The organism is Hydrogenophaga sp. NFH-34 (assembly GCF_021401345.1).
Taxonomy (GTDB): domain Bacteria; phylum Pseudomonadota; class Gammaproteobacteria; order Burkholderiales; family Burkholderiaceae_C; genus Hydrogenophaga; species Hydrogenophaga electricum.
In genome coordinates this window covers 13952-36391 of the sequence record NZ_JACBGE010000035.1, presented here as the reverse complement: position 1 = coordinate 36391, position 22440 = coordinate 13952, and the positions used below count along the sequence as shown (strand labels likewise).

Annotated in this window: 20 protein-coding genes; 6 read left to right on the top strand and 14 right to left on the bottom strand. The window is 70.1% G+C overall.

Features of this window, described 5'->3' with window-relative positions; translation table 11 throughout:
• Positions 1 to 30: 30 nt before the first annotated feature.
• From L0977_RS23610 to L0977_RS23590, 5 genes are read right to left on the bottom strand one after another with little or no spacing between them, the layout of a single operon-like run.
• Positions 31 to 1074, bottom strand: coding sequence for an SMP-30/gluconolactonase/LRE family protein (locus L0977_RS23610; RefSeq protein ID WP_234267384.1), 1044 nt, complete (start codon positions 1072 to 1074; stop codon positions 31 to 33).
• A complete protein-coding gene (locus L0977_RS23605) occupies positions 1071 to 2390 on the bottom strand; it encodes a TRAP transporter large permease (RefSeq protein ID WP_234267383.1) in 1320 nt (439 codons plus the stop codon). The genes L0977_RS23610 and L0977_RS23605 overlap by 4 nt, the downstream gene beginning before the upstream one ends.
• Positions 2387 to 2986, bottom strand: a complete 600-nt coding sequence (locus L0977_RS23600; protein ID WP_234267382.1) for a TRAP transporter small permease subunit — start codon at positions 2984 to 2986, stop codon at positions 2387 to 2389. Before L0977_RS23600 ends, L0977_RS23605 begins: the two co-directional genes overlap by 4 nt.
• 1 nt (position 2987) lies before the next feature.
• Entirely contained in the window at positions 2988 to 4061 is a 1074-nt protein-coding gene (locus L0977_RS23595; RefSeq protein WP_234267381.1) for a C4-dicarboxylate TRAP transporter substrate-binding protein, read from the bottom strand.
• A complete protein-coding gene (locus tag L0977_RS23590) occupies positions 4058 to 4786 on the bottom strand; it encodes a TetR/AcrR family transcriptional regulator (protein WP_234267380.1) in 729 nt (242 codons plus the stop codon). Before L0977_RS23590 ends, L0977_RS23595 begins: the two co-directional genes overlap by 4 nt.
• Positions 4787 to 4884: 98 nt before the next feature.
• Here L0977_RS23590 and L0977_RS23585 point away from each other — a divergent pair, with 98 nt between their 5' ends.
• Positions 4885 to 7050 carry an acetoacetate--CoA ligase gene (locus L0977_RS23585; RefSeq protein ID WP_234267379.1) on the top strand — a complete coding sequence of 722 codons (2166 nt, stop codon included), beginning with the start codon at positions 4885 to 4887 and terminating at the stop codon, positions 7048 to 7050.
• Positions 7051 to 7080: 30 nt separating this feature from the next.
• Here L0977_RS23585 and L0977_RS23580 read toward each other — a convergent pair whose 3' ends face one another.
• The 3 genes from L0977_RS23580 to L0977_RS23570 form a co-directional block, all read right to left on the bottom strand.
• Positions 7081 to 8802: a hypothetical protein gene (locus tag L0977_RS23580; RefSeq protein ID WP_234267378.1), complete on the bottom strand. Its 1722-nt coding sequence runs from the start codon at positions 8800 to 8802 to the stop codon at positions 7081 to 7083.
• A gap of 32 nt (positions 8803 to 8834) precedes the next feature.
• On the bottom strand, positions 8835 to 9875 hold the full coding sequence (locus L0977_RS23575) for an OmpA family protein (protein ID WP_234267377.1): 1041 nt from the start codon (positions 9873 to 9875) through the stop codon (positions 8835 to 8837).
• Positions 9876 to 9976: 101 nt separating this feature from the next.
• A complete protein-coding gene (locus L0977_RS23570) occupies positions 9977 to 11044 on the bottom strand; it encodes a helix-turn-helix transcriptional regulator (protein ID WP_234267376.1) in 1068 nt (355 codons plus the stop codon).
• A gap of 168 nt (positions 11045 to 11212) precedes the next feature.
• On the opposite strand from L0977_RS23570, the gene L0977_RS23565 reads away from it, so the two are divergent.
• Entirely contained in the window at positions 11213 to 11734 is a 522-nt protein-coding gene (locus L0977_RS23565; protein ID WP_234267375.1) for a hypothetical protein, read from the top strand.
• 36 nt (positions 11735 to 11770) lie between these two features.
• On the opposite strand, the gene L0977_RS23560 is transcribed toward L0977_RS23565, so the two are convergent.
• From L0977_RS23560 to L0977_RS23550, 3 genes are all read right to left on the bottom strand, one after another.
• Positions 11771 to 13468 (bottom strand): tannase/feruloyl esterase family alpha/beta hydrolase, encoded by a 1698-nt coding sequence (locus L0977_RS23560; protein ID WP_234267374.1) that lies wholly within the window; start codon positions 13466 to 13468, stop codon positions 11771 to 11773.
• A gap of 105 nt (positions 13469 to 13573) precedes the next feature.
• Positions 13574 to 14992 (bottom strand): amidase, encoded by a 1419-nt coding sequence (locus L0977_RS23555; RefSeq protein WP_234267373.1) that lies wholly within the window; start codon positions 14990 to 14992, stop codon positions 13574 to 13576.
• A gap of 122 nt (positions 14993 to 15114) precedes the next feature.
• On the bottom strand, positions 15115 to 16011 hold the full coding sequence (locus tag L0977_RS23550; protein WP_234267372.1) for a DMT family transporter: 897 nt from the start codon (positions 16009 to 16011) through the stop codon (positions 15115 to 15117).
• 160 nt (positions 16012 to 16171) lie between these two features.
• On the opposite strand from L0977_RS23550, the gene L0977_RS23545 reads away from it, so the two are divergent.
• On the top strand, positions 16172 to 16411 hold the full coding sequence (locus tag L0977_RS23545) for a DUF2789 domain-containing protein (RefSeq protein WP_267966555.1): 240 nt from the start codon (positions 16172 to 16174) through the stop codon (positions 16409 to 16411).
• Between the two features lie 21 nt (positions 16412 to 16432).
• On the opposite strand, the gene L0977_RS23540 is transcribed toward L0977_RS23545, so the two are convergent.
• Positions 16433 to 16954: a flavin reductase family protein gene (locus L0977_RS23540; protein WP_234267370.1), complete on the bottom strand. Its 522-nt coding sequence runs from the start codon at positions 16952 to 16954 to the stop codon at positions 16433 to 16435.
• A gap of 123 nt (positions 16955 to 17077) precedes the next feature.
• Between L0977_RS23540 and L0977_RS23535 the strand changes: the two genes are divergently transcribed.
• Both L0977_RS23535 and L0977_RS23530 read left to right on the top strand, forming a co-directional pair.
• Entirely contained in the window at positions 17078 to 17860 is a 783-nt protein-coding gene (locus tag L0977_RS23535) for an alpha/beta fold hydrolase (protein ID WP_234267369.1), read from the top strand.
• A gap of 83 nt (positions 17861 to 17943) precedes the next feature.
• Positions 17944 to 18876 carry a M14 family zinc carboxypeptidase gene (locus L0977_RS23530; RefSeq protein ID WP_234267368.1) on the top strand — a complete coding sequence of 311 codons (933 nt, stop codon included), beginning with the start codon at positions 17944 to 17946 and terminating at the stop codon, positions 18874 to 18876.
• A 37-nt stretch (positions 18877 to 18913) separates the two neighbouring features.
• Here L0977_RS23530 and L0977_RS23525 read toward each other — a convergent pair whose 3' ends face one another.
• Complete coding sequence (locus L0977_RS23525) at positions 18914 to 20248, bottom strand: D-amino acid dehydrogenase (RefSeq protein ID WP_234267367.1); 1335 nt, start codon at positions 20246 to 20248, stop codon at positions 18914 to 18916.
• Positions 20249 to 20358: 110 nt separating this feature from the next.
• On the opposite strand from L0977_RS23525, the gene L0977_RS23520 reads away from it, so the two are divergent.
• Positions 20359 to 21279, top strand: coding sequence for a LysR family transcriptional regulator ArgP (locus tag L0977_RS23520; RefSeq protein WP_234267366.1), 921 nt, complete (start codon positions 20359 to 20361; stop codon positions 21277 to 21279).
• An 18-nt stretch (positions 21280 to 21297) separates the two neighbouring features.
• Here L0977_RS23520 and L0977_RS23515 read toward each other — a convergent pair whose 3' ends face one another.
• On the bottom strand, positions 21298 to 22440 hold the full coding sequence (locus L0977_RS23515; protein ID WP_234267365.1) for an alginate O-acetyltransferase AlgX-related protein: 1143 nt from the start codon (positions 22438 to 22440) through the stop codon (positions 21298 to 21300).

The window sequence follows — 22440 nt, the reverse complement described above, 5'->3', positions numbered from 1 at the left end:
GTTCTCCTTGGGTCTTTGTGGTGGGGTGGGTTACCAGTGCGCCATGGGCAGGCCCGGCACGGGTGAACGGAAGTATGGGATGCGGGTGCCCAGCAGGCTGCCCAGGTAGGCGGTGCGCAGGTCGGGGCCACCGAAGGTGATGCTGGCCATCCAGGGCGCCAGGCTGCCGTGGGTACGCTGCATGTCCTCGGCGGTCACGGTGCCGGCGTCCATCTTTGCCAGAAGGTGGCGGCTGGCTTCGGGGTTGCCGTCGTCGAGCAGCAGACGCTTGTCGCCCTCGGGCGTGAGCGCGATGAGCTGGTCCACCATGATCAGCGTGCACCAGAGGTTGCCGAAGCTATCGAAGGCGATGCCGTCGGGGTAGCCGCCCAGGTGCTCGGGGCCGAACAGCTCGCGGTCGGTCAGCCGCACGCCGTCGGCGTGCGATTCGTCCAGCCGCATGCGGCTGATGTGCGGGCCGGTGGTCTCCACGATGTAGAGCCACTCTTCCTTCGCATCCAGTCGGATCTCGTTGGTGAAGTGGAAGTCGTCGGCGACCACGCGGATGCCCCGTTCGTCCACCACGGCGATGTAGCCGTCGCGCACGCGGCTGGCGGCAGCGGTGGTCCAGGGGTTGACGCGTGTGGACACCGTGAGCCAGATGCGCTGCTTCGAGTCGCGCAGCACGAAGTTGACCTTGCCGATGGGCTGTCCGTCGATGCGGTCGAACAGGGTGCGGGTCTGGCCCTCGCGGGTCATGACCTCCAACAGGTCGGTGCCGAAGTTGGAGATCAGGATGTCGCCATTGGCGGCGAAGGCCAGGCCGTTGGGCAGCGTGCCCTGCGTGTACTTGGCTTCGAAGCCGTCGGCACTGCCCTCGGCGGCGGTGGCGAAGCGCTCGTCGGCACGCTGGCCGATGAAGCGCTGCGCACCGTCGGGGGCGATGTGCGTGACGCCGCCACGCGCATCGGCGGCCCACAGCGAGCCGTCGCGCTCGGCCAGGATGCACTCGGGCCGCTGCAGGCCTTCGCCGACGTAGCGGATGGCGGCGCGGTCGACGGTGAAGCCGTCCAGGGGGTTGGGCCGTGGCGTCATTTCAGCAGCATCAGACTCAGTTGCGGGAAGGCCATCAGCAGCGCCAGCACCGCGAGCATGGTCAGCGTGAAGGGCGCGGTGCCGCGGAACATCTCGCCCAGCGGGATGTCCACGGTGCGCCCCAAGGTGCTCTTGATGACGTAGATGCTCAGCCCGAAGGGCGGTGTGAGCAGCCCGATCTCGACCGCCACCACGGTGATCACGCCGAACCAGATCAGGTTCAGCTCGAACTGCTGGGCGATGGGCAGCATCAGCGGCAGCATGATCAGCAGGATGGACGACGAGTCGATGATGGTGCCCAGCAGCACGACCACCACCACGTAGATCACCAGGAACGCCACCACACCCAGACCGGCGGCGCCCATCCATTCGAGCATGGCCTGCGGTGTGCCGCTCATGGCCAGCATGCGGGTGTAGATGTTGGCGCAGATGATCAGGAAGCTCACCGACACCGTGACGTGGCCGGTTTCCGTCAGCACGCCCCAGAAGCTGCGCAGCGTGAGCTTGCGCCGCACCAGCGCGATCAGCAGCGCCACCAGCGCGCCGACCGCGCCGGCTTCGGTGGCGGTGAACAGGCCGGTGTAGATGCCACCCAGGATGGAGCCGATCAGCAGCACGATGGGCAGCATCTTCAGCAGCATTTCCGACAGCGGCATCAGCGCCTCGTCGTCCACGGGCTGGGGCTCGCCCACGTACACCATGCCCGGGCGCCACCAGGCCATCAGCAGGATCACGCCGGCAAAGGCCACGGCGAGGATCAGGCCGGGAACGATGCCGGCGGTGAACAGGTCGCCCACCGACTGGTCCGACAGGAAGCCGTAGAGGATCATCAGCAGGCTGGGCGGGATCAGCATGCCCAGCACCGAGGAGCCGGCCACCACGCCCACCGCGAAGCGCGGCTGGTAGCCGAAGCGCAGCATCTGCGGCACCGCCACGCGCGTGAACACCGCGGCCGAGGCGATCGAGATGCCGGTGATGGCGGCAAACACCGCGTTGGCCGCCACGGTGGCGATGCCCAGCCCGCCGCGGATGCGCCGGAAGGCCTGGTTGGCGACCTCGAAGGCGTCCTTGCCCACGTCGGCGTAGGCGACGAGAAAGCCCGTCAGCACGAACAAGGGCACCACGCCGAAGATGTGGCTGGCGATCGAGTCGCTGACCGCCTGCGCCAGCAGGTTGGCCGCGATGTCCATGTCGCCGCGGATCAGCCAGACACCCACGAAACTCAGCAGGCCCAGGGTGATGGCCACGTGCATGCCGGCGTAGATCAGCGCCAGCATCAGCACCAGCGAACCCAGGGCAATGATTTCGCTGCTCATGCGGCGTCTCCCGCGAGGCGGCCGCGCGCGGCCATGCGTTTGAGGTCCATCCAGGCCAGCAGGCCGAAGCACAACGCGGTGGTGGCCAGCCCCAGCAGGGTGACCAGCCGGATCGGCCACACAGGGGCCTGGAAGTCACCGACGGCACCGACGTATTCGCGGATGCGGATCGACTCCACCAGCGGCTCCCAACTGGCCTGCAGGATGATGAGCATCAGCACCAGGCCCACCAGGTGGAACACCGCCTGCAGGGCGTCGGCCACGCGGGGCTGCTGGCGCTTGAGGCGGTCCATCAGCACGTCGGCGCGCGTGAAGCGGCCGGTCCGCAGGGTGTCGGCCAGTTGCAGGAACACGATGCCGACGATGGACAGCGAAACCATTTCGGTGACGCCGCGCACGGGCGTGGACAGCAGGTTGCGGCCGAACACGTCCAGGTTGATCAGCACCATCAGGCCCAGGATCCACAGCGTGCCCAGCGCGTTCATGGCACCGAACAGGTGGTGCAGGCCGAAGGGCAGCGCCTGGTTGTAGGCGTCGGGCGCGAAAGCGCCGCCGGTGGGCCCGGAGGCCCCCGGCTCGTTGCGGGAAGCCGTCACCTTATTTGCTCCAGTCGCGCGGCACCTTGGTGCCGGCCTTGATCAGGCTGTTCATGTAGCCGTTGAGCACCTGGTCGGCGGGCAGGCCCTTGCTCTGGGCATCGGCGGCCCAGGTCTTGGCCACGGGCGAGAGCGCATCGGCCCAGCGCTTGCGCTCGGCCTCGGGCAGTTCGCTGATCTTGGCGCCGGCCGCGGCCATTTCCTTGAAGCGGGTGTCCACCAGGGCCGACTGGGCCTTGGCGTATTCGGCCGTCCACTTGTCGCCGGCTTCGCGGATGGCGGCCTGCACTTCGGGCGGCAGCTTTTCGAAGCGGCGCTTGTTGATCGCGATGCCGCCGGCGAACTGGGCGCCGAAGTTCACCTTGGTCACGTACGGGGCCACTTCATGAACCTTGGCGCCCCAGGCGCCGGTGGTGAACACCACCACGCCGTCGGACACGCCGGACTTGATGTCCTCGTAGTAGGTGTTGAGCGAGCCGGCCACGCCGACCGCGCCGGTGCCGCGGATCCAGTTGGCGGCCGGGCCGGGGGCGCTGATCTTCTTGCCGTTCAGGTCCTCGATGCGGGTGATTGGGAACTTGGTCCAGATGTGGTACGAGTCCAGCGCCATGCCGCCCAGGTAGGTCAGCCCGTTCTTGTTCCAGGCGTCGGCCATGGCCGGAATGTTCTTTTGCAGACCGGCGATGGTCTGGCTCATCAGCTCGATGTTGTCGGTGCCGAAGGGCGTGTAGTACGAGACGTTCTGCAGCGGGAACTTGGCCGCCTCGAACAGCGTGCTGACCACGCCCAGATCGGCCACGCCGTCGGCAATGCCCTTGGACTCGCTGCCCAGCTTCACCAGGGTGCCGCCGAAGGCCTTGGTCCACTCGATCTTGTACTTGCCACCGGCCGCGAGCTTGCGGTCGACTTCGGGAATGAACACCTCGTCCAGCGTCTTGACCCACAGGAACACGGGCGGGTGGCCGGCGGCCGCGGTGAGCTTGATGGTCTGCTGCGCGTGGGCCGGTGCGCCGGCAAAGGCCAGCCAGACGGCGGTGGCCAGGACGGCGGGGCGGATGGTGCGTGGGATGGTCATGCGGGTCTCCTTCGGGGTTCGGACGGTTTTGTGGTGGGAGGGGAAACAGGCTCGGCGGCCTTCATGGCAGCGGCAATGCCCGCTGTGATGAAGGCCACGAGTTGCGGCTGGGCCGCGGGGTCGCTGGGCACGTTCGCGCCCAGCGACAGACGCTCGACGCGCCGATCGCTCATATGGTGGATCAGCGCGCCCAGCGCGAACTGGTAAGCCCAGGCGGCTTGGCTCCGGTCACTGCCGGGGCAGGCCTGCAGCAACGCGTCGATGAACGCGTGCGCCATGGGGTCGAAATAGTGGGACAGCACGCGGTCGGCTTCCGGCGTGCGGTAGGCCAGCTCGCGCGCCACCAACTGTGCGTAGTACTCGCCTTCGGGGCTGGCGCGCATGCGCATCACCGGCTCCACGAACGCGCGCACCACACGCTCCAGCGTCTGCGTTTCGGCTGGCAGCTCGCCCACCTGCGCCAGCAGGGCCAGCCGCTCGTCGATGGTGTGGCGCCAGTGCTCGAAGATGGCGTGAAACAGCTCGTGCTTCTGGCCGTAGTAGTAGCCCACCAGGGCCAGCGGCACGCCGGCCTCGTCGGCGATCTGGCGGATCGAAACCCCGTGGTAGCCGTGCTCGGCAAACAGGCGCTCCGCGGCCAGCAGGATGGCCTGCTTGCGGTCGGGGCGTGCGGCGGTCTCGGCGGCTCTGGCCGGGGCCCGGCGCTTCGGGGGGCGTGTCTCCATGGCCGGTATTGGACGTTCGTACAAAAAACTTGAACACTCGTACAAACCCTAGGTCCGGGGCCTTGGAAATCCACCGGGCGGCCGATACCCTATGGCGCATGGAGACAACCCCGAACAAGGCGGCCTGCGAACCCCAGATCCGTCGCTACCAAGCCTGGCTGGCCCGCGAGCGCGGGCTTTCTTTCGACAGTTACGACGCGCTGTGGCGCTGGTCGGTGACCGACCTGGACGCCTACTGGCAAAGCGTCTGGGACTACTTCGACATCCAGTCGCCCACACCGCACACGGCGGTGCTGGCGAAGAGCGTCATGCCCGGCGCGGTGTGGTTCCCGGGGGCCCAGGTCAACCTCGCGCGACAGGCGCTGCGCCATGTGGCGCCGGCGCACGCGGCGGGCTTTCCGGCGGTGATCGCCCGCAATGAAAAAGGGCGCCACACCGAGCTGTCCTGGCCCGATCTGCAGCGCCAGGCGGCGGCGCTGGCGCTGCACCTGCGCGCGCAGGGTGTGAAGCCAGGTGATCGCGTCGCGGCCTACCTGCCCAACATCCCCGAAACCATGGTCGCCTTCCTGGCGGTGGTGAGCATCGGCGCGGTGTGGAGCGTGTGCGCGCCCGACATGGGCACGCACGCCGTGCTCGACCGCCTCCGGCAGATCGAACCCGTGGTGCTGATCGCCTGCGACGGCGTCACCTACGGCCACAAGGACCACGACCGCCTGGGCGTGGTGGCCGAGCTGCGCGCCGCCCTGCCCACCGTGCGCCACGTGCTGCTGCACACCAACCTGGCCGAAGAACCGGCCGCCCGGCAGGCCGCGCTGGACGCGGCCGCGCCGTGCGCGCACCTGGCGGCGGTGACCGCGCGCGACGACGCGGACGTGGCGGCGTTCGAGCCCCTGTGGCTGCCCTTCGACCACCCGCTGTGGATCGTCTATTCCAGCGGCACCACCGGCCTGCCCAAGCCCATCGTGCACGGCCACGGCGGCATCCTGCTGGTGATGCGTGCCATGGGCGCGCTGCACAACGACGTGGGCTGCAGCTACGACCCCAACACCTGGGGCGAGCGCTACCACTGGTACAGCTCCACCGGCTGGATCATGTGGAACGCGCAGATGGCCGGCCTGCTCGGCGGCACCACCTGCGTGCTCTACGACGGCAACCCCGGCGGCAGCCGCGAACACCCCGACTGGACCACGCTCTGGCGCTTTGCGGCCGATCTGGGTGTCACCTTCTTCGGCGCCGGTGCGGCCTTCTATGCCAACTGCCTCAAGGCCGGTGTCGACCTCACCGCCTGCGGCGACCTGTCGGCCGTGCGCGTGCTCGGCACCACCGGTTCACCGCTGTCGGAAGACGCGCAGAACTGGGGCACCGAACAGTTCCGCCGGGTGCGGGCGGCGGTGGATGCCCGCCTGCGCGGGCATGACGGGGATGACCGCGACCCCGCCACCGGGCCACAACCCGTGCCACCAGCGGAGCGTGGGGGCGATATCTGGTGGTGCAACATTTCTGGCGGGACGGATTTCGCCGGCTCCTTCATCGGGGGCCTGCGCGACCTGCCGCAGACGCCCGGCCGCATGCAGTGCCGGCAGCTGGGCTCGGCGGTCGAAGCCTGGGACGAACAGGGCCGGCCCGTGATCGACGAAGTGGGCGAACTGGTCTGCACCCAGCCCATCCCTTCCATGCCGCTGTACTTCGTCGGGGACATCAACCACCAGCGCCTGATCGGCAGCTACTTCGACATGTTCCCGCCGGGTCACGGCCGCAAGCCCGGCGGCGGTGACCTGTCTGCCGAAGCCGGCGCCGTCTGGCGCCACGGCGACTGGCTGCGCATCTTCCCCGACGGCTCGTGTGTCATCTACGGCCGCAGCGACGCCACCATCAACCGCCACGGCCTGCGCATGGGCACCAGCGAGCTGTACAGCGCCGTCGAGGCCCTGCCCGAGGTGCTCGACAGCATGGTGGTCGATCTCGAATACCTGGGCCGGGAAAGCTACATGCCGCTGTTCGTGGTGCTGCGCCCCGGGGTGGTGCTGGACGATGCGCTGCGCGGCCGGCTCAACCAGGCGGTGCGCGACTCGCTGTCGCCGCGCTTCGTGCCCGACGCCATCTTCCAGGTGGCCGAAATCCCGCGCACCCTCTCGGGCAAGAAGCAGGAGCTGCCGATCAAGAAGCTGCTGCTGGGCCAGCCGCTGGAGAAGGTGATCAACAAGGAGGCCATGGCCAACCCGGGCTGCCTGGATTGGTACGTGGCCTTCGCAGCGGCGCGCTGAGGCGCTGCTCCGCGAGGCCGGCCGGTGGCCTCAGTGGCCGGGCAGTGTCGGCCGCACCCGCAGCCGGATGGGCGGCGGAGCGGCGGGCGGGTTGTCCGGTGCGGGCGCGGGGGTGGCTTCCTCGCTGAGGGCCGGCCGCACCCGCACGGGCAAGGTGGGGGGCGAGGTTGTCACCACGGGGGGCGTGTTCACCGACGCCAGGGGCGCCGCCGGGCGGGGCGCCGGGCAGCTCAGGACCAGGAACTCCTGCAGGTCGACGGACAGGGTCTGGCACGCATTCACGGCCGCGGCGCGGGCTTCGTCGGGCACGTTGGGGTCGTGGCAGCCCAGGGCCACCCGGGGCAGGGCGGTGCCGGGAATGCGGATCTTGGGCGGGACACCGGCATCACCCGCGCTGCCCGGAATGCGGATGGCCGGTGGAATGGCACAGCGCGCGGCCTTGATCAGCGGGTAGGCCGCCTGCCAGCGCAGCACCTTCTGCAGCAGCGCGCTGCCGTTGTAGGCGCCCGCGATCACGCTGCTCATGGCCACGGTGTGGGCGTCCAGGACGGCCGGGCTGGCGATCTTGGCCTGGGGCACGGCAGCCATCGCCTTGGCCCCCAGGCTGGCGCCGCCGCCGATCCACTGCGGATTGCCGTGGCCGTCGCGCGGGGCTGCGCCCGCCGGCGTGAGGCCGAAGTCGCGGAAGATGACGGCCGACAGGGCCAGTGTCAGCCGGTTGTGGCCCAGGTTGTTGGCCCGGGCGTAGTCGCCCTGCTGCTGGGCCAGGTAGCGGGCGTAGTTTTCGACCGCGCCGGGCACGGCCAGCTGCCAGGTACGCAGGTTCACCGCCTGCACGAAACCCCGCTGCGGAAAAATGTGCACGCCGTCGCGCATCGAATCGCAGGTGACGCGGGCGGTGTCGCGGTACTGGTTGTGGCTGTCGAAATAGTCGACGCAGCGGTCCCACAGCGGCTTGACGGTGGGGGTCCAGTCCTGCGAGCCGGGCTGGATCAGCTTCTGGGCCAGGCCCTCGACCTGCGGCGCCCAGAAGCGGTCGTAGTACTGCTGGTAGGGCATGTGCTGGGGGTTCTTGACCGAGTCGCGCCAGGCGGTCGAGACCGCACCGCCCACCGCGGCAATGCCCTGGCCGGCCGGGCCCAGTTCTTCCAGCACATCGGTGCATTGCTGCGCGACCTGCTTCGTGGTGGCGACCATCTGGACCACGGTATCGGGTTGCAGACCCGCGTCGACCAGTGCGCAGCCGCAGTCGATGCCACCGGTGACGACCTCGGCGCCGGGAATGCTGGTCAGCAACTCCACGGCGTTGTCGGCCGCCAGGTCGGCCAGACCGTCCTTGAGGTGGTCCAGGGGCGGCGGCACCTGCGGGGCCTGGTCCAGCGCGCTCTTGACCGCGCCCAGTACCGGGTGGGCCACAAAGCCGTAGATGCGGTCGGAACAGGCGCTGTAGCTGGTCAACTGCTGCTGCGTGGCGACGCCTACCGTGATGCCCATGGCCACCTGCGGCACGGCGGGCGGCGGTGTCACCAGCTGCGCCACGCACAAGGGCTTGGTGGCGATGAACGTCAGCACGCGCACGCCGGTCTGCGCGCCCTGGGCCACGGCCTTGCCGTTGGCCTTGATGCAGCCCCAGGCGGCTTCGGCCGCCGCCTGGGGGCCGGCCTGGGCCGTCGGTGCGAGCAACAGCACTGCGCAGGCCAGAGCGCTGCGCCAGCGCAGGCTGGTGGGGCGGGGGCCGGTCGTCGGGTTCATGGGGTGCCCTGGCGAGGTCGGGGTGGGCGCGCTCACTGCAGCACCAGTTCGACGCGCCGGTTCTTCGCCCGGCCGGCCTCGTCGGCGTTGCTCTGCACGGGCGCCAGGCTGGCCACGCCGTTGGCCGTCAGGCGCGCGCGGGCCACGCCGAAGTCCTGCGCCAGCGCGGCCGCCACGGCTTCGGCGCGGCGTTTGCTCAGGCCCAGGTTGGCCTCGAAGGCGCCGACGTTGTCGGTGTGGCCGACCACGTGCAGCTTGAGCGCCGGGTGCTGCTTCATCAGCGCGCCGATCTGCTCCAGCGAGGGCCGGCTCTCGGGCTTGAGGTCGCTCTGGTTGGTGTCGAACAGGATGCCGTAGACGGCGACCTTGCCGGTGGCCGTCAGCGACTGGCCCAGTTCGCTGGCCGAGAGGGTTTCCATGGTCTGCGCGCGGGCCTGCGGCTGCACACGCACCAGGAACACGCTGGTGTGCTTCTTGAACGCCGCCTCGTCGCAGTACACCGACACATTGCCCGGCTTCCAGCTCATCACCGCCATGGCCGCGCCGCTGGCCTTGTGCTGCAGCACCGCGTAGCGCAGGTCGCCGACGAAGGCACCGCCGGCACAGGCCGCCGGGCTGTTGTCGCCGATGGCGCTGGCGTAGTTCGCGGGCACCAGCAGGCGCCCGAGGTCGTAACCGTGCAGGCTGATGTCGGACGCGCCGCAGGCTGGGCCAGCGCATTCGTAGACGGTTTCAAATCCCTGTGTCTTGAAGGCCTGCTGGTAGTTGCGCAGCACCTCCAGCGGTGAACGCCCCGGTGGCACGAGGTATTGCAGGGCGCTGCGCTGGCCCGCGACGGCCAGCGCCTTGGGCGCCACCGGCTCGCCGTTCTTGTCCACGGGTTTCGAGGTCGGCAGGCGCACTTCGTCGTAGTCCGCGTCGTTGCGGTAGAGCAGCACCGAACCGGTGTAGCGCGAGAGGCCCGGCGGGTCGCTCAGGCCCTTGAGATCCTGCGTGGGCACGGCCGTGTCGGCCCGGGCCGCGAAGGCGAGCAGCCCGGCCAGAACGCTGGCGGCAGCGGTGGGGAGGTGCATCCGGATTCCCTGTGGCGGCGATGTCCGGGATGCTAGGGAGCGCTCCGGCGCGCCGCATCCTTCAGATGAAGGACGGCCTTCCCCGGCGGTGCCGGCCGGGCTCAGCCGCCGGGGAAGGCGGCGATCAGGCGCAGCAGTTCCTGCTGGCGCCGAACGCCGGTTTTCTGCAACAGGGCCGAGAGCTGCGTGCGCACCGTGCTCAGCTGAATGCCCAGCGCCTGCGCGATCTGTTTCGGCGTCTGGTCCTGCATCAGCAATGCCAGCACTTTCTGTTCGGCAGGGGTGAGGCCGAACAGGTTGGCGGCCAGGGTGAGCGCGCCCTGGCCGCTGTGCCGCGCGCCGATGAGCCAGATCACCGCCCCGGCCGGCTGCGTGCTGCCCGGGCGCTGGCCCGGCGTGCTGATCGCGAACACCGGGCCGAGTGCCGTCGCCAGGCGCTGGCCGGTGTACTGCCCCAGCCGCGCCCGCCGGTCCAGTTGCTGCAGGATGGGCAGCACGGCGGGCGTGGCGCCGGCGCGCAGCACGGCGGCGGCCTGGCGGTTGGCGAACTGCACGCGGCCGTCGGCCTGCAGCATCAGCATGCCCAGGCCCAGTTGGTCCAGGCCCGATTCGATCTGCGCCCGGTCGGCGCGGGCGCGCAGCAACTCGTGGTGCAGCAGCAGGCAGCGCTGCAAGTGCGGTACGGTTTTCTGCAGCGCCGCCGTGGCGCCGCGCCCGAACGCGCGGCGGCCCGTGCGGCGGTAGAACGAGAGCACGGTCTCGGGCATGGCCTGGCGGTTGCCGGCCTGGAAGAGCACGCTGCACAGCAGCCATTCCTGGCCCATGCGGCGCAGAAAGTCGTTGTAGAACAGCGAGCGGCGCAGGCGGTTCTGCGGCACGATGGCCTCGCCGCAGCCCGTGTGGCCGGCCTGGAACAGGCCGCGGCTGCGCGCCGTCAGGGTCCAGTCGTCGTGCAGGTGGAAGTAGGCGCCGTAGGACTGGGCGGTTTCGAAGTCGTACCGATGACCGTGCATCGGCTGGTGATTGAACTGGTCACCGGGGGTGAACAGCAGGCCCGAGTCGGCCTCCAGGGCGTCTGCCCAGCGCGCGATCAGCCCGTCCCAGCGCGACGGGTCGCCCACCGCCTGGTAGGCCTCCAGCAGCAAGGTGTCGGGGCTCGGCGCGCTCATGGCATGGCGCCGCGTCCGCCCGCCGAAGGGGGCGTCGACGGGGATCGACCGGTGGCCTCGGAAGGCAGGACCCGCATGGGGGCTCTCGTTCATGTGAAGGATGCGCCCAATGTAACGCCGCCCTAGCATGCTGCCTACTGTCCCGTTCCCCTTTTCCGGAGTCTTCGCATGCCGATGCCCGTCCGAACCTGCGCGCTGGCCCTGGCCGCCGCGCTGTCGATGCCCCTGGCCTGGGCCGATCCCGCGCAACCGGTCGACCCTGGGCGCCTCAAACCCTTTCTGCCGCTGGCCTGGAAAGGCGTGGAACGGTTGAAGGTGGAGGCCGGTCGGGACATGTTCACAGGCAAGACCAGCCAGGCCCAGGCGCATTACAAGGCGGCCTTCAACGGCCCCGCCCGGCTCGAACTGGTGGTTCGCATCGGTGACGAAGGCGCCAACGCGGCCCGCATGTACCGCGATTACGGCGCCGATTACCTGAAGCAGGACGTCCGGAACGACACCCAGAAAAGCCTGGTGCAGGGCGGCCGCCGCTTTCTGCTGACCCGCAGCACGGCGACCAGCATGAACATCGAAACCCAGGTGGGCGGGCGCTGGATGGTGAGCCTGAGCTGCATCGAAGCCACCGAAGCCCAATGCCTGGACGCGCTGGGCCGGATCGATTTCGCCGGGCTGGAAAAGCTCAAGCCCTGAGCGGGGCGGGGCCGACCTGCCCCGGCTCCGCGTGGTTCAGCGACAGACGAAGCTGGCGGCGTTTTCCATGCTGCCGGTGCCCCGGTAGGTGGCCACCTTCGGGGAGGGGCACAAGGGCCGGCTGCGATTGGCCGCCCAGTCGGCGGGCACGTCGGGGTTGACTTCCCCGGCACTGCCCGCGCCGCGCGCGCTGGCCTCGATGCGTTCGGGCGCGATGCCTTCTTCAACCCAGCGCACCAGGGGGGTGAGGGCGTCGAACTGGTCGGTCGACGGGCCGGCGCGGCAATGGTCCATGCCCGGCACGCGGAACAGGCGGGCAAAGCGCGCAGCCTGGCCACCCTGGCGCTGGTCCAGCGTGTCGTACCAGGCTTGGGTGTCGTGCACGGAGAAGATGGCGTCGCTGACGCCGTGGTAGAGCAGGAGCTTGCCGCCGCGTCGTTGCACCGCGTCGAGTTCGGTGGGCCGGGGCGGTGTCATGAAGGCCATGGCCGATTCGCTGTAAGCGCCTTGCGTGGCATGGACGCTGGCCAGCATGGCGTCGATATCGCCCTCCAGAGCGAAGGCCTCGCCGTTGAAGCCGGCCGGGTTCTGGGGGGGCGCGCCGAAGATGAAGGCGACGGCGCCCGCGTCGCGCTCGATCGGGGCGCGGAACTCCCAGTTGGCGACACCGGGACTGGCCAGTCCGGTGTCGTAGGGGAAGCTGGCGTAGAAGGGGCGGCCGTCGCGGGTGGTGGCGCCGCGGAAGATGGGGGCGATGGCCGTCTTCTGGGCCTCGGTCAGGCACTGGCCGTTGCGCGGGCCGGTGCAACTGGGCACGTCGCGGGCGAGGTCGAAACGGGCTTGGCAGGCGGTGCTGTCCTGCACCATGCCGTCGCGCGCGCCATCGAGCGCGTCGCAGCGCTCCAGCACGGCCCGGACCACGGTCTGGCGCTCGGCTTGGGTGAAGGCGGTGCCGAGGTCTTTCGGATCGGTGGCCACTTTCCGGTATTGCTGCGCGCCGAAGATGTTGGCCACGGCTGCCTTGGGCAGGTTGTAGCCCGGGGCGCCGGCCAGGAAGCCGTCAAACATGTCCGGGTGGCGGCTGGCGGCCACCATCACGTGCCGGCCCCCGTTGGAGCAACCGGCGATGTAGGAGCGGTCGGGGGCCTTGCCGTAGGCGCGCTGCACCAGATCCTTGGCCATGGGGGTGAGCGTGCCCACGGCCTGGTAGCCGTAGTCGAGCCGGGCTTGGGGGTCCAGCCCGAACAGCGGTCCGCGCGTGAGCCGGTTGTCGTGCCCGGCATCGGAGCTGATGACGGCGAAACCCTGGTGCAGGGCCGAGGTCACGGGGCCGCCGCCGAAGGCGCCCACGGCGGGGACCACGCTGCCGTCGATGCCGCCGTTGGCCTGGTACAGGAAGCGCCCGTTCCAGGCCAGGGGCAGGCGCATTTCAAAGCCCAGTGCGTATGGCGTCTTGCCGTCGGCACCGATCCGTTCGCGCATGCTGCCTTTGACCAGGCAATGGGCGGCCACCGGCTGCGCACCGGCCTTCAGCGTGCCGGCCGCCACCGTTTCCACGCCGGTGATGCGGGTGTCGGGCAACCCGGTCAGGCGCGCCGCCAGACTGTCGCAGCCGCCGGCCAATGCGGCCGGCTTGGCGGGAGCGAGCGTGGGAGAAGGGGTGGTGGAGCAGGCGCTGGCAAGGGCGGCCAGCGACAAGGGGGCCAGCCAGCGAGCAGACGGCAGAAAAGGCATCGGACAGTCTCCAGTGTTTTTATGATTACATTAAATAATCATTCACCCGGTCGCGACACCGGGTAATCCCGATGGCACTGGCCGTCAGCCCCTGGCGGTGCCGGATCAGGCGGGAACCGGCACCGCCATCGGCCAGGGTCGCTGCGCGGGGCGCAGTCGCTCGAAGGCATGCGCCATGCGCAGCACGCCCAGGTCGTCAAAGCGGCGGCCGGCGATCTGCAGGCCGATGGGCACACCGTGGGGGTCGTACCCGCAGCCCACCGACACGGCGGGCTGTTCGCTCATGCTGAACGGCACGGTGAAACCGATGTGGTCCATGGCGCGCTGCACGTCGTTCGTGGGGTAGGCCCATTCGGCGGGGAAGGCGGTGTTGGGCGAGACCGGGGAGAGCACGTAGTCGAAGGCCTGCGTGGCGGCCACGGTGGTGGCGCGGATCGCCAGCGCCTGGCTGTAGGCGGCGAAGGCCTGTTCGCCGCTGAAACCCAGGCCGCCTTCGGCCCAGGTGCGCACGATGGGCAGCACGCGGTCGCGCCGTTCGGGCGGCATGGCCTGCAGGTCGCAGCCGGAGCGGATGCGCCAGAAGCGGTCCATGCCGGCCAGCAGCTCCGGGGTCATCCAGGGGCGCAGCGGTTCCACGGTGGCGCCCGCGGCTTCGAACCGGCGTGCCGCGGCCTGCGTGGCCGCGATCACGGACGGGTCGGCCGGCATGCCGCAGCCGGCGTCGAGCAGCAGGCCCAGACGCAGGCCGCGCAGGTCCAGGCGGTCCAGATCGAGCCAGTCGATGGTGGCCGGCGGCAGGCTCATGTGGTCGCGCGCGTCGGGCTGGGCCAGCACGGCCATCATCAGCGCGGCGTCGGCCGCGGTGCGGGTCATCGGGCCGGCGCAGCGGCCCATGTAGGGCGGGTCGATCGGCACGCGGCCCAGGCTGGGTTTGAGCCCGACCAGCCCGCACCACGCCGCCGGCAGGCGCACCGAGCCGCCGATGTCGGTGCCGATGTGCAGCGGGCCGTAGCCGGCGGCGCCGGCGGCCCCCGCGCCGGCGCTGGAGCCCCCGGGGTTCATGGCCGGGTTCCAGGGGTTGCGCGCGAGCGCGTGAAAGCTCGACAGCCCGGACGACAGCATGCCGAATTCGGGCATCGTGGTCTTGGCGATGAACACCGCACCGGCCTCGCGCAGACGCGCTGCCGGGGGCGCATCCTGCGCGGCGGGCACCAGATCGGTGGCTGCCGTGCCCAGCGGCACCGGCACGCCGCGCGTGGCGATGTTTTCCTTGATCGTGACCGGCACGCCGTCGATGCACGCGCCGTTGGCGGTGATCGGCTGGCCAGCCCGCCAGCGCGCCTCCGAGGCGCGGGCCATGGCCAGGGCGGCGTCGGCGTCGAGCGCGTAGGTGGCGCACAGCACGGGCTCGCAGCGGTCGATGTGTGCCAGCACCGCCTGGGTCACGTCCACCGGCGAGAGGCTGCCGGCGCGATAGGCGGAAATCAGTTCGGTGGCGGTCAGGGTGTGCAGGGCATCGGTCATGCACGGCACTATGGCACCAAACCCGGCGCCAGCGCTCAGCCCTGGGGGCCTTTTCGCGCTCAGTCGCGGTGGGGCCATGGGTGCGCTCCCGCGGCGGGTGACGGCCTCAGCCGTCGGTTTGCTCACCCCCTTCGGCTCACCAGCACAATGCCCGCGGCCACGCCGCCCAGCGCCAGCAGCAGTTGCCCCGTCAGCGGCTCGCCCAGCAGCACCACGCCGAACACCAGCGCGAACACGGGCGTGAGGAAGGTGAAGGTGGCCATCTGCGTGGCCGGGTAGTGGCGCAGCATCCACATCCAGGTCAGGTAGCTGGCGAAGGCGCCCACCGTGGTTTGCAGCAGCACCGAGCCCCAGGCCAGCGGCGAATAGGCCAGCGACCAGGTCTCGCCCAGCGCAAGCGACAGCAAGGGGGCCACCACCGCGGTGACGGCCAACTGGTAGAACAGGGTTTTTTCGGCGCTGGCGCTGGCCAGCACGCTGGCGCGGATGGTCAGCGTGGTGAGGCCCCAGAGGATGCCGGCGGCCAGGCCCATGGCATCGCCGCGCCACTGGCCGGTCTGGGCCGAGGGGTGGAGGAAGCCTTCGCTGAAGGCCAAGGCCACGGCCGCGAAGGCCAGCACCAGCCCGATCCACTGAACGCGGCGCAGAGTTTCGCTGGGCACGACGCGCGGCAGCAGCAGCGCCACCACGAAGGGGCTGGTGTAGAGGAACACCGTCAGCCGCGATGCGCTGGTGTGCTGCAGGCCCAGGTAGATGAAGCAGAACTCGCCCGCAAACAGCAGCCCGGCCAGCAGGCCGGCGCCCAGGCTGCCGTCGCGCCGGAACAGCGGCACGCCGCGCACGGCGCACCACAGGCCCAGCAGCACCGTGGCGCCGCCCATGCGCAGCGAGGCCTGCCACAGCGGCGGGATTTCGGCCACGGCGAACTTGATCAGGATCTGCTGGAAGCCCCAGAAGGCGCAGCACACCACCAGCAGGGTGATGGCCAGGGTGTCGAGATGGGGCTTGCGGGCGGTCATGGCGGGCGATGGTAGCCGGGGCCGCCGCCGGGCGCTGTCGCGGTTTTCCCGGGCTGGCGCGCCGTCGCACAATGGTGGGTCTGTTCTCATGCCCGTCCGCCGCGGCGGGCGTATGCCGTGTTGATGCCAGGAGCCTTTCGTGAACGACGCCACCCCCCGCATGACCAACCTTTTTCTGCAGCTCGGTCTGGACGCCAGCGAGCCGGCGATTGCCGACTTCATCCGGACGCACCAGTTGCCGGCCGACGTGGAGATCGCCGATGCACCGTACTGGAACGCCGGCCAGCGCCAGTTGCTGTGCGAGCAGTTGCGCGCTGATGCGTCCTGGAGCCTGGTGGTCGATCAGCTCAACGAGTCGCTGCACGAAGACGCGGTGAAGCGCCAGACCGGTCTGGCCTGAGCGGCGCGCCCGCGCGCTGGCTCACAGCGGGTGTTCGGCGTAGAAGCGCCCGCCGTGGTAGAGCAGCGGCGACGCACCGGCGCGGTGGGCGCAGCGCTCGACCTCGCCGACGAAGATCACGTGGTCGCCTTCGGTGTAGCGGCTGCGGTTGAAGCATTCGAAGGTGGCGGCCGCGCCGTCGATCAGCGGCGCGCCGTTGGCGCCTTCGGTGAAGGCCACACCGGCCCAGCGGTCGGCGCCGCGCTGCGCGAAGCGCTCGGCCAGCGCCTGCTGGTCGGCCGCCAGGATGCTGATGGCGTAGTGGCGGCCGGTTTCGAACGCCGCCATCGAACTGGCCGTGTGGGCCAGGCTCCAGAGCACCAGCGGCGGGTCCAGCGACACCGAATTGAACGAACTGGCCGTCAGGCCCACCAACTGGCCATCGGCGTCGCGCGCGGAGACGATGGTCACGCCCGTGGCAAACATGCCCAGAGAAGCGCGGAATTCGGGCAGGGAAAACGCCGGGGGGCGGGCGGAAGGGTGGGGCAGGCGGGCGGGTGACATGGGTGCTGAAATCGGCAAGGGGTGAATAATGCCTGTGTTCGGCTTTCCCTGTGGGCGGCCCACCAATCCAGGAGCACACATGCCAGCAACGGCGATCCCCGGGCTGCGGAGCCGGGCGCGGCCATGATCCCGACCTTCACCACCCTGGGCAGCGGCGCGACCGTGCTGATGCTGCACGACATCGATGGCGGGCACCTCGCCTTTGCGCCCCAGGTCGAGACCCTGGCCGAAGTCGGCTACCGCGCGGTGGCCTGGGACATGCCCGGTTACGGTCGCAGTGCCCCCATCGAGCCCTACACCTTCAAAGGCCTGGCCCAGGCCTGCGTGCGCCTGATCGAAGCGCTGCAGTGCGACAGCGTGGTCCTGGTCGGGCATGGCATGGGCGGCATGGTGGCGCAGGAGGTGGTGGCGCGACGGCCCGACAAGGTGCGCAAGCTGGTGCTGTGCGGTTGTCCCGATGCCTTCAGCGGCGATGCCGACGCCTTCGTGACCGCACGGCTGGCGCCGCTCGCCACCGGCCTGAACATGGCCCAACTGGCCCAGCAGCGGGTGCCGCAACTGGTGGGCCCCGGGGCGTTGCCCGAGGGCCTGCGCCTGGCCGAACACACCGGGGCCGAAGTGCCGGAGGCAACCTACCGGCGGGCGCTGGCCTGCTTCACCACCTTCGACCGGCGGGCCGACCTGGCCCACATCCGCGTGCCCACCCTGCTGGTGGCGGGGGCGTTCGACCGCGAGACCGAACCTGCGCGGTTGCAGGCCATGGCGGCGGCGATCCCGCTCGGGCGCTGCGTGGAGATGCCAGGCATCGGCCACCTGATGCCGCTCGAAGCGCCCGACCGGTTTGACGGCTTGTTGCTCGACTTCCTGCGCGAGCGCGCGCCGCAGCCCTTGCCGGGCCTGCACTGAGCGCCTCTTTTTCCCCGTTCCATGCGGGGTCGCAACGGGTCTCGGGCGCCGGTGTGCACCGGGTCGGCCCCTAGAATGCGGCCATGTTCACGACCCCCTCTTTTTCGCGCCGCGCGCTGGTGTCGGCGGCCGGTGCCTTGTTGTCCGTGGCCGGCTGGGCCGCGGGCCCGGGCGCCGAGCCGCTGGCGCGGGGCCCCGGGCATCCCCTGGCCGACGTGCAGGGCAGCGATCCCTGCCACGAGTTCGTGGCACGCCTGCCCAATGTGAAGGCGCCGCTGTGCCAGTCGGCGCAGCTCAAGCCCACCGTGGGCCGGTCGGTGCAGGGGCGCACGCTCTACTACCGCGACGTCGTGGCCCCCGATCCCGGTATCCGCGTGCTCGTGGTGGGGGCCATGCACGGGGACGAGCTGTCCTCGGCTTCGCTGGCGCTGCACTGGATACAGCGGGCGGTGGAGACGCCGTCCAACGCGCACTGGCGCTTCATTCCCGCGCTCAACCCCGATGGCCTGATGACGCGGCCCGCCCGTCGCATGAACGCCCGCGGCGTGGACCTCAACCGCAACTTCCCCACGCCCAACTGGGAGCGCGACGCCAAGGTCTACTGGGAAAAGCGCACCCGCAAGGACCCGCGCCGCTGGCCCGGCCCGAGTCCGTTGTCGGAGCCCGAATCGCGGTTCTTCCACGACGAGATGCAGCGCTTCCGGCCCGACCTCATCGTCAGCATCCATGCACCCTACGGCGTGCTCGACTTCGATGGCCCCACGGTGCCGCCGGCGCGGCTGGGCCGGCTCTACCTGGACCAGGTGGGCATCTTTCCCGGCAGCCTGGGCAACTACGGCGGCGTGCACAAAGGCATGCCGGTGGTCACGATCGAATTGCCCAGTGCGTTCCGCACGCCGCTGGACGCCGAGATGCGCCAGATGTGGCTGGACCTGCTGCGCTGGATGAGCGAGCGCGTGCGGCCGACCGAGCCGGCGGCCCAGCCGCTGCCGGTCCAACTGCGCAAGACCGGCTGACACCCGGTGCTGAGCCGCTCCGGTGGGCCGGATCGGCTCAGGCCTGGTGCAGGCGCATGCGCGAGCCGTTCGCGCCGGAGGGGGGCATGCCGCAGAAGCGGAAATCCATCGCCGGCACCTCGCCGCTGAGCAGCTCGGCCAGGGCCTTGCCGGAGCCGGCGCCGTGCGTCCAGCCCAGCGTGCCGTGGCCGGCGTTGACCCACAGGCCCTGCACCGCGGTGCGGCCGATCAACGGAATGTTGGTCGGGGTGGCCGGGCGCAGGCCACACCAGAACTGCGGATCGCCGCCTTCTTCGGGCGTGCGCGTGTCGGCCACGCCGGGGAACACCTCCTCGATGCGGCGCACCAGCATGCGGGCGCGGGTGCGCGCCAGCGGCGTGTCCAGCGAGAGGTCGTAGCCCCCGACCTCGATCGTGCCGGCGATGCGCAGGTGGTTGCCCAGGCGCGACATCGCCACCTTGAGCTGGTCGTCCAGCAGGCTGACCTGCGGGGCGTCCTGCGGGCGCAGCAGCGGCAGCGTGGCGCTGTAGCCCTTGCCCGGATAGATCGGCGCGCGCACGCCCACCTGGCGCAGCAGGGCCGGCGAGTACGAACCGCAGGCCACCACGTAGGCATCGGCGTGCAGTGTGCGGGTGATGCCGCTGGTGCGGTCGCGCACCACCACGCCCCGGGCCTGTCCGCCCTGCGCCTGAAGGCGGACGATGTCGTGCGACATCTGCGTCTGCAGGCCTTTGAGTTGGGCGCGCTGCAGCAGCGCCTGGGTGAACACGCGGCAGTCGCCGGATTCGTCAGACTCGGTGTACGTGCCGCCCACGATGCGGTCGCCGAAGGCGCGCAGCGCCGGCTCGATGCGCAGCAACTCGTCGCGGTCGACCACGCGGCGGTTGACACCGTGGCGGCGCATCAGGTCGGCGGCGTTGCCGGCAGCGTCGAACGACTGCTGGCTGGTGTAGTAGTGGGCGATGCCCTTGGTCAGGCGGTTGAATTCGATGCCGGTGGTGGCGATCATGTCCTTGAGCGCGCTGTGGCTGTAACTGCCCAGGGCCACCAGTTGCGCGACGTTGCGTTCGAACGCGGCGTCGTTGCACTGGGCCAGGAACTGCAGGCCCCAGAGCCACTGGGCCGGGTCGAGCTGCGGCCGGAATTTGAGCGGGCCCTCGGGATCGAACAGCCACTTCAGCGCTTTCAGCGGCGCTTCGCGGTTGGCCCAGGGTTCGCAGTAGCTCACCGAAATCTGCGCCGCATTGCCGAAGCTGGTTTCCAGCGCCGCGTCGGCCTGGCGGTCCACCAGCGTGACCTCGTGACCCCGTTGCAGCAGGTGCCAGGCGGTGCTGACACCAATGACACCCGCACCCAAAACGACGACTTGCATGTGGCGCTCCAGCCAGAAAGGACGATGGGCGCGAGTATGGAAAAAAGCCTTCTGAAAGTGAAGACGAATTAAACTAAAATGAGAAACATCAGAATAACTGATACTCAAACATGAGCACCTTCGACCCCGACGCGCTCGAATGTCTGGCCGCCATCATCGAAGAGGGCGGCTTCGAGCGCGCCGCCCAGCGCCTGTCCATCACGCAGTCGGCGGTGTCGCAGCGGCTGCGGGCGCTGGAGGCCCAGGTGGGCACCGTGCTCATCGTGCGCAGCCGCCCGCTCAAGCCCACGCAGGCCGGGCAGTTGATGCTCAAGCACGCCAAGATGATGCGGCTGCTGCGCGCCGACCTGGAGCGCGACCTCAAGGAACTGGCGCCCAGCTCGGCCGGCAGCAGCCGCGAGGAAGAGCGCATTTCGGTGGCCATCAACGCCGACAGCATCGCCACCTGGGCGCTGCCCGCGCTGGGGGCGCTGGCGCAGGGCGGGCTGCCGATCGAGATCATCACCGACGACCAGGAGTTCACGCACGAATGGCTGCGCGAAGGCCAGGTGCTGGGCTGCGTGACCTCGCTGGGGCAGTCGCTGCGCGGCTGCAAGATGGAGTCGCTGGGCACCATGAATTACGTGGCGGTGGCTTCGGCCGCCTATGCCGCCGTGCATTGCCCGGCGGGCCTGACGGCGCACAACTTTCACAAAATGCCGTTCGTGGCCTTCAACCGCAAGGACCACCTGCAGCACGGCTTCGTGAGCCGGGCCTTCGGGCTGCCGCGGGTGATGCTCAAGCAGCTGTTCGTGCCGTCCAGTGAAGGCCAGGTGCGGGCTGTGCGGGCCGGCTGGGGCGTCAGCGTGGTGCCCGAACTCATCGTGCGCGATGTGCTGGCGCGCGGGGAACTGGTGAACATCGCGCCGCGCCACCAATTGGGGGTGGCGCTGTTCTGGCATTGCTGGAACCTCAACTCCGACGTGCTGGAGGCCATCTCGGCCACTTTGCGCGAGGCCGCTTCGCACAGCCTGCTGCCGCCGGTGCGCTGAGGGTGCTGCGGGCGGGGCTCAGTCCTGCGGCGGCGGCGTCAGGAACACGTCGCTGAGCAGCCCGCGCTCGACCACGGTGAGCACCACCAGATCCGGCCGCTGCTGGCGCACCAGTTCCACCAGACGCTGGGCGCCATTTTCGAAGCCGGTGCCCCAGTGCAGCTGGATCGTTTCGCGGAACGCCGCGGCCATCAGCGGCGATTGCGCGATGCCGAAAGAGTCGCGCAGCCACAGCACTTTCAGGGGGTTGAGCGCGCCGGGGGTGACCACGCGCACGGTGTGGCGCGGGAACTGCAACTGGCCGAAGGCGCCGGGCTCCAGCCGCTCGCCCGTTTCGAGCACGCGGATGTCGCTGCCGTCGATGGCCTCGCGGTTGGTGACGGCTGGGTGGGGCTCGGGCTCTTCCAGCCGTTCCTGGATGTAGAGGAAGCGGCCGAGATCGCCGCCGATGCGGCTGCCCACGCGTTCAATCGCCGGCGGGCTGGCCGTCGGCCAGCGCAGGGCCACGCCCTGGCCCGCCAGCGTCTGGCGCAGCGCGTCCAGGCTCAGGGCCGCGCCGTACAGGTTCCAGTGGGTGTCCGAGCGGTAGTAGGTCGGTACCGGCCCCTGGGCCGAGGCCTGTCGCAGGGCCGGCGCGGGATCGGCGATGAGCGCGCGCGCCGGCCCGTCGAGCAGGCTGCGGACGCGCGGCGGGCGCCCCAGGTCGGCCCAGTGCGGCAGGGCCTCGCGGTAGATGTGGTGCTTGTCGCTGCCGATGACGAGGGCAAAACCCTGGACACCCTGCGCGCGCAGCCAGGCCTGCCAGGCCAGCAGGTTGGTGGCGATGCGCGCGGCCAGCGCCGGGTCGCCGGGCTGTTCACCGAAGCGGTGCTGGCTCACGTTGTCGCCATAGGCGTCGCCCAGGAACAGCCAGCCGTCCTGCCCGACCACCACCTTGGCCGGCGAGGTGCTGAGTCCGGTGCGCCAGGTCAGGGCCGAAAACTCGGCGACCAGAAAGTCGGCGTTGAACAGCAGGCGCTGCAGGCGCGGGTAGTTGCGCTCGGCCAGCAGTTTGCGCGCGTAGGTGCGCACGTTGTCGTCCCGCAGGTTGACCAGCGGCGCGGCGGCCAGCAGCGCCAGGCTGATGGCCAGGAAGGTGGCGATGCCGGCCTTGCGGTTCAT

Bases quoted from the DNA above. Each gene is read 5' to 3' on its own strand.
- L0977_RS23610 (WP_234267384.1), bottom strand. From the start codon at position 1,074: ATGACGCCACGGCCCAACCCCCTGGACGGCTTCACCGTCGACCGCGCC.
- L0977_RS23605 (WP_234267383.1), bottom strand. From the start codon at position 2,390: ATGAGCAGCGAAATCATTGCCCTGGGTTCGCTGGTGCTGATGCTGGCG.
- L0977_RS23595 (WP_234267381.1), bottom strand. From the start codon at position 4,061: ATGACCATCCCACGCACCATCCGCCCCGCCGTCCTGGCCACCGCCGTC.
- L0977_RS23590 (WP_234267380.1), bottom strand. From the start codon at position 4,786: ATGGAGACACGCCCCCCGAAGCGCCGGGCCCCGGCCAGAGCCGCCGAG.
- L0977_RS23585 (WP_234267379.1), top strand. From the start codon at position 4,885: ATGGAGACAACCCCGAACAAGGCGGCCTGCGAACCCCAGATCCGTCGC.
- L0977_RS23580 (WP_234267378.1), bottom strand. From the start codon at position 8,802: ATGAACCCGACGACCGGCCCCCGCCCCACCAGCCTGCGCTGGCGCAGC.
- L0977_RS23575 (WP_234267377.1), bottom strand. From the start codon at position 9,875: ATGCACCTCCCCACCGCTGCCGCCAGCGTTCTGGCCGGGCTGCTCGCC.
- L0977_RS23570 (WP_234267376.1), bottom strand. From the start codon at position 11,044: ATGAGCGCGCCGAGCCCCGACACCTTGCTGCTGGAGGCCTACCAGGCG.
- L0977_RS23565 (WP_234267375.1), top strand. From the start codon at position 11,213: ATGCCGATGCCCGTCCGAACCTGCGCGCTGGCCCTGGCCGCCGCGCTG.
- L0977_RS23560 (WP_234267374.1), bottom strand. From the start codon at position 13,468: ATGCCTTTTCTGCCGTCTGCTCGCTGGCTGGCCCCCTTGTCGCTGGCC.
- L0977_RS23555 (WP_234267373.1), bottom strand. From the start codon at position 14,992: ATGACCGATGCCCTGCACACCCTGACCGCCACCGAACTGATTTCCGCC.
- L0977_RS23550 (WP_234267372.1), bottom strand. From the start codon at position 16,011: ATGACCGCCCGCAAGCCCCATCTCGACACCCTGGCCATCACCCTGCTG.
- L0977_RS23545 (WP_267966555.1), top strand. From the start codon at position 16,172: ATGACCAACCTTTTTCTGCAGCTCGGTCTGGACGCCAGCGAGCCGGCG.
- L0977_RS23540 (WP_234267370.1), bottom strand. From the start codon at position 16,954: ATGTCACCCGCCCGCCTGCCCCACCCTTCCGCCCGCCCCCCGGCGTTT.
- L0977_RS23535 (WP_234267369.1), top strand. From the start codon at position 17,078: ATGATCCCGACCTTCACCACCCTGGGCAGCGGCGCGACCGTGCTGATG.
- L0977_RS23530 (WP_234267368.1), top strand. From the start codon at position 17,944: ATGTTCACGACCCCCTCTTTTTCGCGCCGCGCGCTGGTGTCGGCGGCC.
- L0977_RS23525 (WP_234267367.1), bottom strand. From the start codon at position 20,248: ATGCAAGTCGTCGTTTTGGGTGCGGGTGTCATTGGTGTCAGCACCGCC.
- L0977_RS23520 (WP_234267366.1), top strand. From the start codon at position 20,359: ATGAGCACCTTCGACCCCGACGCGCTCGAATGTCTGGCCGCCATCATC.
- L0977_RS23515 (WP_234267365.1), bottom strand. From the start codon at position 22,440: ATGAACCGCAAGGCCGGCATCGCCACCTTCCTGGCCATCAGCCTGGCG.